The organism is Paenibacillus vandeheii (assembly GCF_030433635.1).
GTDB lineage: Bacteria > Bacillota > Bacilli > Paenibacillales > Paenibacillaceae > Paenibacillus > Paenibacillus vandeheii.
Map to the genome: position 1 here is coordinate 331120 of NZ_JAROCD010000005.1, position 15452 is coordinate 346571.

At 45.0% G+C, this 15452-nt stretch carries 14 protein-coding genes; 12 read left to right on the plus strand and 2 right to left on the minus strand.

The annotated features are described in order from the left end of the window. Positions 1-7 precede the first annotated feature (7 nt). The 7 genes from P5G61_RS11920 to P5G61_RS11950 all read left to right on the plus strand — a co-directional run bounded on the left by P5G61_RS11920 (position 8) and on the right by P5G61_RS11950 (position 7315). Positions 8-772 (plus strand): ABC transporter ATP-binding protein, encoded by a 765-nt coding sequence (locus P5G61_RS11920; RefSeq protein WP_301246610.1) that lies wholly within the window; start codon positions 8-10, stop codon positions 770-772. 27 nt (positions 773-799) lie between these two features. Continuing rightward, positions 800-2095 (plus strand): MFS transporter, encoded by a 1296-nt coding sequence (locus P5G61_RS11925; protein ID WP_301246611.1) that lies wholly within the window; start codon positions 800-802, stop codon positions 2093-2095. Positions 2096-2263: 168 nt separating this feature from the next. Beyond that, a complete protein-coding gene (locus P5G61_RS11930) occupies positions 2264-3283 on the plus strand; it encodes an ankyrin repeat domain-containing protein (protein WP_301246612.1) in 1020 nt (339 codons plus the stop codon). A gap of 452 nt (positions 3284-3735) precedes the next feature. After that, positions 3736-4542, plus strand: a complete 807-nt coding sequence (locus tag P5G61_RS11935) for a helix-turn-helix transcriptional regulator (RefSeq protein ID WP_301246613.1) — start codon at positions 3736-3738, stop codon at positions 4540-4542. Between the two features lie 128 nt (positions 4543-4670). Continuing rightward, complete coding sequence (locus P5G61_RS11940; RefSeq protein WP_301246767.1) at positions 4671-5624, plus strand: aldo/keto reductase; 954 nt, start codon at positions 4671-4673, stop codon at positions 5622-5624. Between the two features lie 233 nt (positions 5625-5857). Then, the gene (locus P5G61_RS11945; RefSeq protein ID WP_301246614.1) at positions 5858-6442 is read left to right on the plus strand and encodes a cupin domain-containing protein; all 585 of its coding nucleotides are present in this window, start codon (positions 5858-5860) and stop codon (positions 6440-6442) included. Positions 6443-6652: 210 nt separating this feature from the next. Further along, complete coding sequence (locus P5G61_RS11950) at positions 6653-7315, plus strand: hypothetical protein (RefSeq protein WP_301246615.1); 663 nt, start codon at positions 6653-6655, stop codon at positions 7313-7315. Between the two features lie 162 nt (positions 7316-7477). Here the strand turns inward: P5G61_RS11950 and P5G61_RS11955 are convergent, their stop codons facing one another. Further along, positions 7478-8365: a LysR family transcriptional regulator gene (locus tag P5G61_RS11955; RefSeq protein ID WP_301246617.1), complete on the minus strand. Its 888-nt coding sequence runs from the start codon at positions 8363-8365 to the stop codon at positions 7478-7480. Between the two features lie 112 nt (positions 8366-8477). Here P5G61_RS11955 and zwf point away from each other — a divergent pair, with 112 nt between their 5' ends. From zwf to P5G61_RS11980, 5 genes are all read left to right on the plus strand, one after another. Next, the gene (gene zwf, locus P5G61_RS11960; RefSeq protein ID WP_301246618.1) at positions 8478-9995 is read left to right on the plus strand and encodes a glucose-6-phosphate dehydrogenase; all 1518 of its coding nucleotides are present in this window, start codon (positions 8478-8480) and stop codon (positions 9993-9995) included. A gap of 35 nt (positions 9996-10030) precedes the next feature. Beyond that, a complete protein-coding gene (gene fsa / locus P5G61_RS11965; RefSeq protein ID WP_301246619.1) occupies positions 10031-10696 on the plus strand; it encodes a fructose-6-phosphate aldolase in 666 nt (221 codons plus the stop codon). A gap of 61 nt (positions 10697-10757) precedes the next feature. After that, entirely contained in the window at positions 10758-12176 is a 1419-nt protein-coding gene (gndA, locus tag P5G61_RS11970) for an NADP-dependent phosphogluconate dehydrogenase (RefSeq protein WP_301246620.1), read from the plus strand. Between the two features lie 286 nt (positions 12177-12462). Beyond that, positions 12463-13569 carry a metallophosphoesterase gene (locus P5G61_RS11975; RefSeq protein ID WP_301246769.1) on the plus strand — a complete coding sequence of 369 codons (1107 nt, stop codon included), beginning with the start codon at positions 12463-12465 and terminating at the stop codon, positions 13567-13569. Between the two features lie 256 nt (positions 13570-13825). Beyond that, the gene (locus P5G61_RS11980) at positions 13826-14419 is read left to right on the plus strand and encodes a 5' nucleotidase, NT5C type (protein ID WP_301246622.1); all 594 of its coding nucleotides are present in this window, start codon (positions 13826-13828) and stop codon (positions 14417-14419) included. A 31-nt stretch (positions 14420-14450) separates the two neighbouring features. Here the strand turns inward: P5G61_RS11980 and P5G61_RS11985 are convergent, their stop codons facing one another. Beyond that, on the minus strand, positions 14451-15332 hold the full coding sequence (locus tag P5G61_RS11985) for an AraC family transcriptional regulator (RefSeq protein ID WP_301246623.1): 882 nt from the start codon (positions 15330-15332) through the stop codon (positions 14451-14453). Between the last annotated feature and the right edge of the window lie 120 nt (positions 15333-15452).

Here is a 15452-nt window from a genome sequence, read left to right on the forward strand (position 1 = left end):
GGTGACCTTGACTACGATATTAGAAGCCAAAAACGTGAATAAATCGTACAGTACTGGTGAGCGTGAGAAGTATCCTATTTTGAAGAATATTAATTTTCAATTGAAGAAGGGTGAATTTGTTTCCATTATGGGTCCGTCAGGCTCGGGGAAATCAACTTTGCTTTACAACGTCAGCGGCATGGATCAGGTTAGCAGCGGGAGTGTTTATTTTGCTGGGAAAGAGATTTCTGCTTGTTCAGAGAAAGAATTGGCGCAACTTCGCTTGAACAAGATGGGATTTATATTTCAGAACATCCATCTGTTAAAAAGTCTGAATCTACTCGAAAACATTATTCTGTCTGCCTATCTGGCGAAAAAAAGCAGCAGGGATTCCATTCATACACGAGCTCTCAATCTGATGAAAAAAATGGGCATCGAGGAACTCGCCAATCACAATATCACTCAGGCCTCGGGTGGACAGTTGCAACGGTTCGCCATTTGCAGGGCATTGATTAATCAGCCGGATATTTTGTTTGGTGACGAACCGACGGGGGCACTGAATTCACGTTCAACCAATGAAATTATGGATATTCTTGGAGATATTAACGCTTCGGGAACCACCATATTGATCGTCACTCATGATGTTAAGGTTGCAGCACGATCTGAACGGGTTTTATTCATGATGGACGGCAAACTGGTGGCAGATCGTAACCTTGGCAAGTATAACAAGCAGCATGATCTTAAAACGAGAGAGAATATGTTAGGCAAATGGCTTACGGATCAAGGGTTCTAACACGGTTAATTGGAGAGGGGTTATCCAATGAAACAGATGGGACACAGGTCATTTGGTACATTTTTGACAGTATGGTTCGGACAGCTCATATCTACAATGGGTATCGGAATGACGGCATTCTCCCTTGGTGTGTATGCATTTGAGAAAACCCATACGGCGACAGCTGTGGCACTGATTACACTGTTTACCTTTCTGCCTAATATCTTGTTGCGTCCTATAGGTGGAGTCCTTGCAGATCGTTTTGACCGACGCACGATGATGGTCTTAGGTGATCTTGGTTCTGCGGCTGGTTTAGTTTTTATCTTGTCCATGATCCTGACGGGCAAGATTGAACTGTGGCATCTCTATGCTGGTGTTGCTTTTAGTTCCGTGTTCTCGGCCGTTCAAAGTCCAGCCTACAAGGCTTCAGCCACTGATTTGCTCGATAAAGATCAATATTCAAAGGGCAGCGGCCTGGTGCAGCTTGCCGAATCATCCAAGTTTCTATTTTCGCCCATTATAGCCGGCATTCTGCTCAGTATAACAACGATTGAAGTCATTCTGGTCATTAATATGTTGACGTATCTGGTTGCGATCCTGGCAGTGCTTGTTATACGGAAAAGTCTTAAATCGGAGCGAACCGATGCTGAGAGGAAACCCTGGCTGGCTGAGCTTTACGAAGGCTGGGTTGAAGTCACGACGAATAAAGGCGTGCTCCTGCTTGTTATCATTATTTCGATTATCACGTTCTATCTGGGATTCCTAGAAACTCTCATAGGTCCAATGATCCTATCCTTCTCTGAATCAAGAACGCTTGGAACATTTCAATCGGTGAGCGCAATAGGCATGCTGATCAGCAGCCTGTGCATTGGCATGTTCACCCTAAGTAAAAAATATTCAAAAATACTTGTTTGGGGTCTGATCATGTCCGGATTGTCCTTCTCCCTTTTGGGATTTACAACAAATATATATTTCATTATCCTTGCAGGTTTCCTGTTCCTGTCCTCCCTGCCCTTTGTCAACATGAGTGCAGATGTATTGGTGCGTAATAACATATCCAACGAGAAACAAGGCAGGGTGTGGGGTATCATCGGCATTTTATCGCAATTGGGCTTTATCGTTTCCTACAGTATCGCAGGATTGTTGGCAGACCATGTATTTAACCCATTGTTGGAGGAAGGTGGAGCGCTGGCCTCGACAGTAGGATCATTCATCGGCGTTGGTCCGGGAAGGGGCATTGCGTTCTTGTTTATTATTGCAGGCGTGTTTGTTATCGTTATTGCAGCCATCACTTCCCAACTTAAATCCATTAAGGGGCTGGAGAAGGGCATTGATATAAAGTAGATGATAGCCCCGGAACTCTATGTTTCGGGGTTGGTTTGAGCTTTAGGACAAGAATCTGATTTTGGTAGAGGCTTTGTACAAATGAAAAGGTTAGCAGGTATACTATGAATAATGAGCATTACAGGACGTATAGTCGTGTCGATATTTAACCGGAGGGAGGTTACACCTTTGTTCAAAATCGGAAATCAAGGAACGTTTGAAACGTTGCCTGATCACGCCGTGGCGATTTATAAGGGAGACGTTACTGGTGTAGAAAAATTCATTAAACAGGGTATGGAGCTTGAAAAAGAGATTTCGCTCAGCAAATACATAGCTTTAACACCACTGGATATTGCCCTAATCACCAATCAGCAGGCAGTGGTCAAGTTGTTGGTGGAGCGCGGAGTGAACCTGAATGTGAAGGATAATCCAGCAATCCTCAAGGCGGCCAGATACTGCGGGGAAGATACGGTTCGATATCTGCACCAGAAGGGTGCCAAGTTGAATACTTTGAGCAAGGTGAGGTCGAGCGCATATGATGAAGCCTATTACGGTAACAAAAAGAACATCCCAGTATTGAAGGACCTCGGACTGGATATTCGAAAATATGGTGGAAAAACGTTACGAAAAGCCGTTTCGAATCACGATATGAAGATGGTCCAGTATTTGCTGGACGAGGGCGTGGATATCAATTACAACGAGTCCGATATGGTGTATTCATACAAGGCAACACCCCTTACAGTAGCCGCTCGTAACAACAATATGAAGATGGTTCGTTATTTGGTAGAGCATGGAGCGGATGTAACCATTCAAGAGAAGGATGGAGAACGAGCATACACGATTGCCATCAGTCAGAAAAATGAAGAAATGGCAGAGTATTTGAAATCTCATGAGCCGCAAGACCTTCACAATCTGAGCAACAAATTGCATGCGCTCAAATCGTACAAGTTGCCTAAGAAACTTATCCAATTTCTGACCGAAGGGCCAGGTCGTATTGACCTGCCTGACAATGAATCAGGTATTCAATATGTGGAGTTCTTTAATCTGGTGGATACTGTAGAGATGAAGATGGGGAGACAGAAGTTGCTGCGTTTATCTGCTGATTTGCATGAGTACTCGCATATGGTGATCGTGTGGAATCAAAGTAAAAAAGTAATTGGATACGTGGATGTGGAACATCAGGAGACTGGTAATATATTGAGTTTTTAGCTGAACCAGGTAAACAAATCACAGAATTCTTCGATCAAATGTAGCTAAGTACGAACAATGCAACTATCAGATAAGTTCTCGCATATATTAGGGGCGGCTTCTCGCTTGTGGTTAGAGCAGAGCATGGAGCGAGCGCTAACGAATCGGAGGCGTCTTATTCAAGGATTTGAAGTGACTGTAGAAATCTAAGGAACTTGAGAAACGCTATATCGGAATAAACAGTCGTTTACAGCGTTTTTGTCAGGAATTTCAGGAAATAACGTGTCTGAGGTTCCTTACTTTTTAGAAAGAGCATCTGAAGGCGAAATAAGACGTCCTGAGTTCCTTAGAAAATGGTCTACTAATCGCCAGCCATGATCAGCCGTCTTGGACTTCGAGACTATTGAGGTTAACCATTTTGGATAGAGCCGTAATTGAATCCATAGAAATCTAAATATCTAAGGAGGTTATTTATGACTACAGGTATTAGCCGAAGTAAAACACTGGGTGAATTTTTGAAATCTCGGAGGAGCCGGATTCAGCCAGATCAAGCCGGAATCAGCGGATCGTATGGACAGCGCAGAACGCCGGGATTAAGACGTGAAGAAGTTGCTGTACTAGCAGGTGTCAGTGCAACTTACTACACTTGGCTTGAGCAGGGGAGAGAGGTTAACGCGTCTCGCGAGGTGATGGAAAGTATTGCGCGTGCGCTCCAGTTAAGCGAGGAAGAGAAGGACCACCTATTTCGTTTATGGGACCCCAATGCAGAGCGTGAATTTCCTGCCTCCTATTCACATCTCGAAGAGGGATGGCAGAGCATCATTAGTCAACTTGCATACCCTTCTTTTATTACGAATGAAAGGTCTGAAGTACTTGCATGGAATGAGGCAGCGAATGAAAAACTGTTCGCCTTTTCCTCGATGAACGTGAACGACCGTGTCATGATGCGAATGTTATTTCTGGATGCAACGCTTCGAGAACGTATGCATAATTGGGATGAATTTGCACGGCATTCGGTAGCGGTGTTTCGTACGTATTATGACAAGTATCCGGGTGAACCTGAGTTTACCAAAATAGTTCAACAGTTGAACGAGGACAGCACGGATTTTCATAACATTTGGAGCCTGCACCAAATAAAACAGAAAAAAGTTAACCGAATCTATCTCGAAACTACGGATCGGGCGGATGGCATTGCCTATGCCTATGATATCTTTTCCATGAGCAATCTCAACGAACAGTCAGGTATTCATTGTTGTGTGTACATACCCGTTATGGAGTGACAGTAACGATCAGGGTGGTAATTCTAGTACTAGCATAAACAGACTGTGGTTGGGCCCTCCGTTCTTGAAATAGAATGAGTACAAGTTCAATATCTTTCTATTTAATAACGAAAAGAGGGAACCGCATGATTAAGACAAGAACGTTGGGAAGCGATCATTTGCAAGTATCCGGGCTTGGGCTGGGTGTAATGATGATGCCAGACAACCAAGATTCGGTGCATACAATTCATGGTGCGTTGGATGCAGGCGTAACGATGTTCGATACAGCCGATTTGTACGGTGAATATGAAAAGCAGCAGTTCGGAGGTAACGAAAAATTGCTTGGGCGTGCGCTTAAAGGGCGAAGAGCCGATGCTATTGTAGCGACCAAGTTCGGTATAACACATACCCAGGGTCCTAAGGGAGATCCGGCGTATATTAAAAAATCAGTGGATGCCAGTTTGTACAACCTGGGAATGGATTATATCGATCTCTATTATCAGCATCGTCCTGATCCCAATACTCCAATTGAGGAAACGGTGGGAACACTTGCCGATCTGGTTCAACAGGGGAAGATCCGATATATAGGTCTGTCTGAAGCGCCTGCAGAGACGATTCGTCGTGCGAATGCCGTTCATCCAATCACAGCGGTCCAAACGGAGTATTCATTGTGGAGTCGTGAGCTCGAAGATGAGATTTTGCCACTGCTCGGCGAGTTGAACATTGGGCTTGTCCCTTACAGTCCGTTAGGGCGTGGCTTCCTGACAGGCCAGATCCAAACGATAGACGACCTGCCGGAGGACGATTATCGTCATCATTATCCACGTTTCCAGGGTGAGAATTTCCAGAAAAATCTGGAGGTGGTGCGCCTGATCCAGGAGCTGGCTATGCAAAAAGGGTGCACTGCCTCTCAACTTGCACTCGCCTGGTTACTTGAAAAAGGAGAACATATCGTTCCGATTCCTGGTACTCGCAGTTTGGAGAGAGTTCACGAGAATCTTGGTGCTCTGCAGGTTTCTCTCACCATTGATGAATTGGCAGAGATTGAACGGATATCTCCGAAAGGATTTGCCGCCGGAGGAAGATACCCCGGAATTGCTTAAGATATAGCAAGGACTATAGATAGACACTTAACGCCCCAGACCTGTTTTCAACAGGAAAAGGGCGTTTTTGTGTTTTACGTGAGAGTGAATTTTCTTCACTTGAACCTGATCGACAGATGAAGCTACACATTCGGATAAAAAATGAAATAGAATCGTGTCCACGGTATTATCTCCGCGTATTAACGCATACAGTACAACAATGAGATGTGTGCCTATAAGGAGGAAACAGCGGTATGATTAATCCGATTCTGCAATCCCCGAATGTTCAACTGGCAGCCGATTCGACAACGGTTTTAAATTATCAGCGTGACTCGCGCAATTATATTACCCAGTTGTTTGGGGAGCAGCTGCCAACGATCAAAAATGGATTTTTCAACGTACACATGAGTAAAGGTATTATCGTTCAGCCACACTGGCATACCAATGTGACAGAGATGGTCGTTCTGATCAACGGTGAAGTTACCACCTCTGTCTACGATCCCTTCAAGCGGGAGCGGATAAGTTATCACTTGAAGCCGGGTCAAGTTTCGATATTCCCTCAAGGGTGGTTTCACTGGTTTGTGGCGGAGACCGACGATGTGCATCTGTTGACGATTTTTGATCAACCTACACCGGACATTGTGCTTGGGGCTGATTTCCTGGCTGCAACACCGCCTGAAGTTGCACATCGTGCATACTGCAATGATGAGGAGGCGTATGCCAAAGCAGTGGCTTCCATCAAGAATGATGCTATTTTGGGACCGCCAATTGGATGCGTGGATTCTGTTTCCGATCAGGCGATCAAAGCTTCCAAATCATCCAAGAACTCAAAGGGATAACGATAATAATTCCTTCTCCAATGAACGCATTCAGGCCCACGACCGGGAAATTCGGTTGTGGGCTACGTTTTGTTCCAAATTAACACGGTCAGAATTCTCTGTTAATATAAGGATAACATTCGTTTGTCACAGTAGTGAGAGCAATAATAGGACAAGCATAATTCATAAATTGATCAAACCCTAATAACGTGGAGGAACCCATCTATGACCATGACTGAGCATATAATACTGGAAACCGCAATGAGTTATGCCCCTGTATTAATGTTTGATCGAAATGAGCCTTTTTATCCGGATTTTGTAGGTGTTTCAATACTGGAACGCTCTGGCCCTTCCCCATCCTTTAGCCGGGAAATTCATTTCCCAGCCGATGCCGTGCGATATGTGATTGAATTTGCGATCTGGTGGGATTACGAAATTGGGCATTTGTACGAAATGGAGCATGTGTGGATCTATGTGGGCCATGACGGCGAAGTCGTGGACTGTGAAGCCAGCTTTCATGGCAGAGTGCTCAGGGGATTGCTGAAGGATCGGGTTAATGTGGTTGGACGCCATGTGTGTCTTTACTCCCAGCCAGGCAAACACGCGTTTTCACCGCTGCCTGTGGTATTTGAACTGTTACCGGATCTGTACAGCGCAGCCGGGGCTAATGCTGGATGTGACGGCCTGCTAGTCAACGAGATGTTCAAAGGTTATTTTGAAACAAATGAAGAGATCAATGCCAGAGTGCAGGCATTCCTGCAGACGAAGGCGTTTGTACCTGCTATGGAGTTTGAGGAATATGTGCTTGACCCCAATGTGTTTATGATCTGGGACCAACTGTTTGCTTTGATTCCTGGAAGAATTGAGGAAAGACTAAGAGAACTCGAAGTATGACATTGAATCCGTTTTTGATGTGAATGAAGAGGTGGAGTTATTTCAATGGATAATTTGATTTTCTTTATGATAATTTCTCGTTCGTCATTTTACATATGTATATAATAAAAAGTGCTTCATCATCCGTATGGGTGATGAGGCACTTTTTGTTGACCCGAGAGTCTAATCGCATTTAAAAATGAGATCCATAAATCGGTTCGCTGCCAGGGAAATCGGCATATTCCGCTTTGTCATGATGCCTACATGGGATGGAGGCAGGGGAACATCCAGCTGAATTTCGAAGAGAGAGCCTTCCTCCAGCTCTTTGGAAATAAACTCACGGGTTACATACGATATGCCCAATCCTCGACGTGCAAATTCAATTAACAAATCCACACTGCCGACTTCAATCTCGGGTTTGAGTGTATAGCCATAGCTGTTGAACAATTCCGTAATCGCCATCCGCACCCGGCTGTTCCGGGAGAAGAGAATCAATTGATACTCCAGGAGCATCTCCAGTGTCATGACTTTATCCTTCAGCTGAGCATAACGCTCACCCGCGACGAAGCAATCCTTGAGCTGAATACTTTCCCGGACTTCCAGCTGAGGATCGACAATCGGCATTCGGACCACACCCAGATCAATTTTACCTTCTTTCAGGAACGTGATGACTTCCGGCGTTGTCCCATGACTCAGATGCAGCTTGATGTTAGGATAGAGGATGTGAAATTCTTCTAGATATGCCAGCATGTAATGCTTAAACAGTGAATCACTGCCGCCAATCCTCAGTTCTCCGTTGTCTAAACTCTTCAGGGCGGCCATTTTCTCCTCGGCCAGCGAGATCAGAATCTGGGATTGTTCAATATAGGAATACAGACTGACACCTTCCTGTGTCAGCGCAACTCCTTTGGAATTCCGGTAAAACAACGTGAGTCCAAAGCTTTCCTCCAGCTGTTTGATAGCATGGCTGACGCTGGGTTGAGTGATATATAGCGCTTTGGCAGCTTGGGTCAAACTTCCTGTTTTGGCAGCCCAGTAAAATACCTTATATAATTCATAATTTGTTGTCATAGATATCGTCTATAGCTCCTGTGAAATATATTAATTACTTGTATGGCTATGAAACGTATTATAGTGTAACTACAGCAAAGAAACCAGAGTTACTTGGAAGGAGAACAGAGAGATGGAACCAACGACCATTATTTTATTTGGTGCGACTGGCGATTTAGCCAAAAGAAAAATATATCCTGCCTTATATAATCTATACATTGAGCAGAAACTCCCGGAATCCTTCTCACTGATTGGCCTGGGACGAAGAGAATGGTCTGATGAATTCTTTCAGGCACAAGTGGAAAAATCATTGAATGAATTTTCCAGACGCCCGGCTGATCCTAAAATTGTGAAGTCGTTCGTGCAGGCTTTCCGCTACAGTGTATTGAATATAAGCCATAAGGAAGATTATATAGAGCTGTTAAATTTGGTTGAACAGAGAGAGGCTGAACTTGGCATTCTGTCCAATCGATTATTTTATCTTTCGGTTGGTCCAGAATTCTTTGAACCGATTGCAGCTAATATTCAGGAAAGTGGACTTGGATCTACAGATGGCTGGAAACGCCTTGTGATTGAGAAGCCATTTGGTCATGATCTGCAATCTGCTCGTGATCTGAATCGTAAATTAAGCGAGGCATTCACCGAAGAGGAAATTTATCGAATTGACCATTATTTAGGCAAACCGATGGTACAGCGTCTTGAAACCTTGCATCAAAGCAATCCGATCATGAAGGCACTCTGGAACAACCGTTACATCTCCAATGTGCAAATCACCGCTAACGAGACTGTTGGTGTGGAAGAACGGGCATCCTATTATGACCATGTAGGGGCCGTGCGGGACATGTTCCAGAATCATATGCTGCAATTGCTCATGATGATGGCGATCCAGCTTCCATATAACAGCACCACGGAAAAAGTCGGTTTGAAGAAAAAGCATATCATGGAATCGATACAGCCACTGCAAAAGCAAACTGTGGGTGCAAGTGTTATTCGCGGACAGTATGCTGAAGGAAACATTCAAGGCAAATCCGTTAGCGGATATGCAGCAGAACCGGGTGTTGCCGAGAATACGATGAATGATACTTTTATTGCGGCGAAATTACAGATTGATGATTTCTTCTGGCGCGGAGTTCCTTTCTATATCCGTACAGGCAAACGAATGAAGGAAAAATCAACTCGTATCGTCATTGAATTCAAAGAACCATCTGGACAGGCCAACGTAGTTAACGGCTCCAAGCCGAACCTGCTTGTTATTGAGATGAGTCCTGACCAGAGCATGACGCTGCAGCTTAATGCGAGCGACCCGCAAAACAAAGGGGAGTTCAAGCCGGTTCATATCGATCTATCACCAGATCGTGAGGATTTGGCCGAGGCTTATGAGAATCTGATTCATGATGCATTGCATGGCGATCCTACATTCTTTGCCCACTGGGATGAAGTAGAACTGTCCTGGGCATGGGTACAACCAATCTTGGATGCATTCCAGGAGAATTTGCTCCCGCTTCATTTGTACCCGGCAGGAAGCTATGGACCGGCAGAGTCGGATGCAATGCTGGCTGCAGAAGGGCACCACTGGTGGTTTGATCAACCTGCCGATCAGCAGGCTGAAGCTGCAACTGAAATTCCTATGGCTGTTAATGCAAACCGGTAACATCAAAAAAATATATCCTTTGGAGGTAATTGAATATGAAATTTTTCATCGATACAGCAAACTTGGTGGACATCAAAAAAGCATATAAAATCGGCGTTTTGTCTGGTGTAACAACAAATCCGTCATTGGTAGCCAAAGAAGGCGTGAAATTTGAAGACCGCATTGAAGAAATTTTGCGTGAGGTACCTGAAGTTGAATCCGTGTCTGCTGAAGTAACACCAGATGCGATCACAGCTGAAGAGATGATTGCTCAAGCAGACGAACTGATCAAAATCAATAACAACGACAAAAACATCACAATCAAGCTGCCAATGACACTTGCAGGACTGGAAGCTTGCCGTTACCTGACCAAAAAAGGTGTAAAAACAAACGTAACGTTGATCTTTACCGTTAACCAGGCGCTGCTTGCTGCTCGTGCCGGTGCAACATATGTATCCCCGTTCCTGGGACGTCTCGATGACATCTCCGAAGATGGCGTGCAATTGGTTGCCAAAGTTGCTGAGCTGTTCCGTACACATAACCTGGATGCACAGATTATTGCGGCTTCCGTAAGACATCCGGATCACGTTACACGTGTAGCGATGGCTGGAGCACATATTGCTACCGTTCCATTCTCCGTCATTGAACAAATCTCCAAACACCCACTGACAGATCAAGGCATGGAGAAATTCGCAGCAGACTGGAAAAAAATAGTTCAATAATTCAGGAATAGCTGATTACAGATTTTAACCTACTATATATAAAGAGTATTGGGAGGACATAATGAGTAAACAACAGATCGGTGTCATTGGACTTGCAGTAATGGGTAAGAACCTTGCCCTCAACATTGAGAGTAAAGGATTCTCGGTAGCGGTTTTTAACCGTTCCCCAGAGAAAACGCATGATCTCTTGAAAGAAGCTGAAGGCAAAAATCTCACAGGTGCGTTCACGATTGAAGAGTTCGTGGCTTCCCTGGAATCCCCACGGAAAATCCTGATCATGGTTCAAGCGGGTAAAGCAACGGACGCTACCATCGAACAACTGCTGCCACACTTGGACGAGGGCGACATCATCATTGATGGAGGGAACGCATACTTCCCTGACACCCAACGCCGCAGCAAAGATCTGGAAGCCAAAGGCTTCCGCTTCATCGGTGCAGGCGTATCCGGTGGGGAAGAAGGCGCATTGAAAGGTCCAGCAATCATGCCGGGCGGACAACAAAGTGCATATGAACTTGTTGAACCAATCCTGACAGCCATTTCGGCTAAAGTGGGCGACGATGCTTGCAGCACATATATCGGACCAGATGGTGCTGGACACTATGTCAAAATGGTGCACAACGGTATTGAATACGGGGATATGCAGTTGATCGGTGAAGCGTATCACTTGCTCAAAGACGTGCTGAATGTTTCTGTTGAAGAGCTTCACGCGATCTTCTCTGAATGGAACCAGGGTGAGCTGGACAGCTACCTGATCGAAATCACAGCTGACATCTTCTCCAAATATGATCCGGAAACAGGCAAACCAATGGTTGACGTCATTCTGGATGCAGCCGGACAAAAAGGAACAGGCAAATGGACAAGCCAAAGCGCGCTGGATCTCGGCGTACCTTTGTCCATGATTACGGAATCCGTATTCTCCCGCTTCCTGTCTGCAATGAAAGACGAGCGTGTGGCAGCGAGCAAAATCCTGAATGGACCTGCAACTGAAGCATTCTCCGGTGACAAAAAAGCGTTCATCGAGAATGTACGCAAAGCGCTGTTTGCAAGTAAAATCGTTTCCTACGCACAAGGCTTCGCCCAAATGCGTGCAGCTTCCGACGAGTACGGCTGGGATCTGAAGTACGGTAACATCGCGATGATCTTCCGCGGTGGTTGCATCATCCGTTCGCAGTTCCTGCAAAACATCAAGGATGCATATGACAAAGATGCAGAACTGAAAAACCTGCTTCTGGATCCATATTTCCAAAACATTGTTGAATCCTACCAAGGTGCATGGCGTGAAGTCATTGCTGCTGCAGTAACAAGAGGAATTCCGGTTCCTGGATTCTCCAGTGCGTTGTCCTACTATGACAGCTACCGTACAGAGCGTTTGCCAGCGAACCTGCTGCAAGCACAACGTGACTACTTTGGCGCTCACACCTTCAAACGTGTGGACAAAGAAGGGTCATTCCACTTCCAGTGGATGGATACCAACGAATAATATGTAATTCGAGATCATTAAGCATTCCTGTGCTCGTTCATGACGTTAGTCAGTCATGAGCGTACGCAGGGATGTTTTTTTATTCAGATGACAGGCTATGAGTTGAGTTATCGCCTAAATAATGATTGGAATTTAAGTATTCCAAATTGTAATAAAATGTACGCATCTGAGGAATGGAAACAGATGTCCTCACCCCTTTAACTACGTTATACTTGTTCAGATGGACTGGAATTGGGTTAAGAGAAAATTCAGTAATCAACTTATTGACGTGGAGGTTAACGGAGGCATGTTCGTACTTGCAGGCATCTTGTTTTTGGTTGTGTATGGTTTATTAGTGTTTTACATAGGACGGAGCGGATGGAGCTGGATGAAGCCGGTTGTATCTGCGAGATTTCGTTGGTTTTACATTGTTGCCCTTGTATTCCTTGCAATTTCTTTCATACTGGCAAGGTTGTTTGGAAGTTTCTCCTTCCTGAGCATAATCGGCTCATACTGGCTGGCTATCTTCTCGTTGCTGTTAATGATCTTGCCGGTTGTCCATTTGACATTATGGATTCTGAGACTGACAAGAATTCCAAGACATCATGCCCACAAATGGGCGGGTGTGATTACACTTGTATTGTTGTTGTCTACACTGGGTTATGGCATCTTTAATGCATATAGTCCGGTTGTAAGGGAATATAACATCCAAATTGATAAAAAGGTAGAAGGCATGGACAAACTCAAGATCGTTATGGCTGCGGATATGCACTTTGGCCTGCTGTCCGGTCCTGCTCACGCCAAACGTATGGTGGAAGAAATTAACGCATTGAAGCCGGATTTGGTGCTGTATCCTGGTGATATTATCGATGACAACTTAGATATGTACCTCAAGAGCGGGATCGCGGATATTATCAGCGGCATTCAGGCCCCATACGGAGTGTACGCTTCACTAGGCAATCACGACAAGTATGATGGTCCGATCGAGGATCTGATTGCGGCTCTGGAGAAGAGTAATATGCAGGTCCTGTATGATGACAAAATTACCCTGGACGATAAGATTACGCTGATTGGGCGTAAAGACCGGACCGAGACGGATCGGGCAGAAGTAGCAACATTGATGCAGGATACCGACTTGAGCAAACCTGTACTTATGATGGATCACCAACCATATGATCTGGATATTGCGGAGCAGAACCATGTGGATCTGGTTGTGTCAGGTCATACCCACCGTGGTCAGATCGCACCCGCTCAGTTTATTACTAAGGCCATCTACGAGAATGATTGGGGTTATCTGCAAAAAGGGTCTATGCACTCTATCGTGACCTCTGGATTTGGCTTCTGGGGACCTCCGATTCGCACGAGCAGTCGATCCGAGATTGTACAGATTAATGTAACGTTTCAACAGAAATAAGATTGTTGGCCTGAGCGAGTGGTGTAATATAGGCTACAATTTTTCTACTTAAATTGATGTATCTGACTCACTTCGCGCATTGCTAGAGGGAAGTGAGTTAGCAAAGCAGCCCGAAAATCTTATCCACATGTGGACAGGGTTCTGGGCTGCTTTTCTGTTGATCTCCCCAACAACCGGTAGTAGCAGCTTTTTTTTGTAAAAGATGGCTTCATAACATCGATGATGATATACTGTGATCCTATTGGAGGGGATAAAGATGAAGAAACCTATTATTGCTGTAGATATGGATGACACCATATGTCATCTGGTCAAGCGAGCCATATATCATAACAACATCAACTTTCCAACTCATCCGCTGCGATACGAGGATATGGTGCACTGGGATACATCCCATATTCGCCATCCGGAATGTACACATGATGTATTTTACGGTCGGCCAGGACTGTTTGAGGAACTGGAGATTTATGACGAATATGTGGTGGAAGAGGTGGAAAAGCTCCATCTAGCCTATGATCTCCTTATACTAACGGCGGCTGAACCCAAGACAGTTGTTGAGAAGTGGAATTGGCTCCAGAAGCATATGCCATACATATCTCCAGAACAGTTTATAACCTGTAAACGGAAGAATCTGATTAATTTCGATCTGTTAATTGATGATGGAGCGCATAACCTGATACCGGCGCTGAATGATGGTAAGAAAGTCATTTGCATCCCTCATCCATGGAATGTAAACGAGCGGGAGCAACATCAGTTTCCGTTAATGACCTCCTGGAAAGGTGCAAAGGCTTATGTGGATCGTTTGCTTGGAACAGAACATGAAGAGAGCAAGCTTGAAACGGTAAAGAGATGAACCCAGGGAAAGGAGCAGAAGGCAGGAACACTTAATTCGATGGTTTAGCTCTGAAGTTCCTGCGATAGCCCTGCGGGGTTTCTCCCGTAATGCGTTTGAAGACGGCGTAAAATGAATCTACATCCCGGTAGCCTACAAGTTCAGCAATTAAACTGACTTTATGTTGTGAATTCTTCAGCAATTCACAGCTTTTTTGTATGCGCAAATGTTGCAGATAGGCACCAAACGTCCGCCCGGTGTGGGTCACGAACATACGTCCAATATGTCTTTGACTCCAACCGGAGATATTCACGAGTTCGCTTAGACGGATTCGTTCGTTAACATGCTGGTCGAGGTAATGAAGGATGTGTTCCATATCGGCTGTATTTTCCTTCTCGGTCCAGGCAGGTTGATGGAGGTGTCTATAGGTCGTCACGACGAGTTGGCTTACGAGTGTATACAGGATCGTGGATGAGCCGATTCCCGGAACAGCAGATTCGCGGTACAGCTTTACCATTAATTCTTCCATCCGTTGGCTGTAATCAGTGATAGATACATAAGGAACCCGATTCTTTTCCATATCTGTCAGATGGTTTCGAATCTCCGCCTCCTGAATAATGATGGACAGGGTGTGGATCAGTTCAGAATTGAACAGACAGTTATAGATAATGAGTGGATGCTCTGATACATTCGCTGTAGCCGGACGGAATACATGAGGAACGCCAACCGGAATGACAAACAGCATACCTTTGTGCACCGGGACAATATCTTCACCGATGTGATGAAAGCCCTTTCCTTCTGCCACATAACTATACTCAACAAATTCGTGTGCGTGAAAGGGAACTACAAAATCCTCGGAGCATCGGTTCACGAACAGCTTCAAATTATTCTGAAAAAAGGATTCGCTCTTGAACAGTTGGACGGTTGGATTCACGGAATAGCCTCCTTGGTTGGAATGACCAGATTACCGGGTTAAACTGTCCTCATTGCCGGGTATTTCCGATCACAGAATCGATATAATTATATCGTAACCTTGAATTGGAAACCACGATGG

What these genes read in the sequence shown, in the direction of transcription:
- P5G61_RS11935 (WP_301246613.1), top strand. Translation starts at nt 3,736, where the DNA reads ATGACTACAGGTATTAGCCGAAGTAAAACACTGGGTGAATTTTTGAAA.
- zwf (WP_301246618.1), top strand. Translation starts at nt 8,478, where the DNA reads ATGGAACCAACGACCATTATTTTATTTGGTGCGACTGGCGATTTAGCC.
- P5G61_RS11945 (WP_301246614.1), top strand. Translation starts at nt 5,858, where the DNA reads ATGATTAATCCGATTCTGCAATCCCCGAATGTTCAACTGGCAGCCGAT.
- P5G61_RS11950 (WP_301246615.1), top strand. Translation starts at nt 6,653, where the DNA reads ATGACTGAGCATATAATACTGGAAACCGCAATGAGTTATGCCCCTGTA.
- P5G61_RS11980 (WP_301246622.1), top strand. Translation starts at nt 13,826, where the DNA reads ATGAAGAAACCTATTATTGCTGTAGATATGGATGACACCATATGTCAT.
- fsa (WP_301246619.1), top strand. Translation starts at nt 10,031, where the DNA reads ATGAAATTTTTCATCGATACAGCAAACTTGGTGGACATCAAAAAAGCA.
- gndA (WP_301246620.1), top strand. Translation starts at nt 10,758, where the DNA reads ATGAGTAAACAACAGATCGGTGTCATTGGACTTGCAGTAATGGGTAAG.
- P5G61_RS11925 (WP_301246611.1), top strand. Translation starts at nt 800, where the DNA reads ATGAAACAGATGGGACACAGGTCATTTGGTACATTTTTGACAGTATGG.
- P5G61_RS11975 (WP_301246769.1), top strand. Translation starts at nt 12,463, where the DNA reads ATGTTCGTACTTGCAGGCATCTTGTTTTTGGTTGTGTATGGTTTATTA.
- P5G61_RS11955 (WP_301246617.1), bottom strand. Translation starts at nt 8,365, where the DNA reads ATGACAACAAATTATGAATTATATAAGGTATTTTACTGGGCTGCCAAA.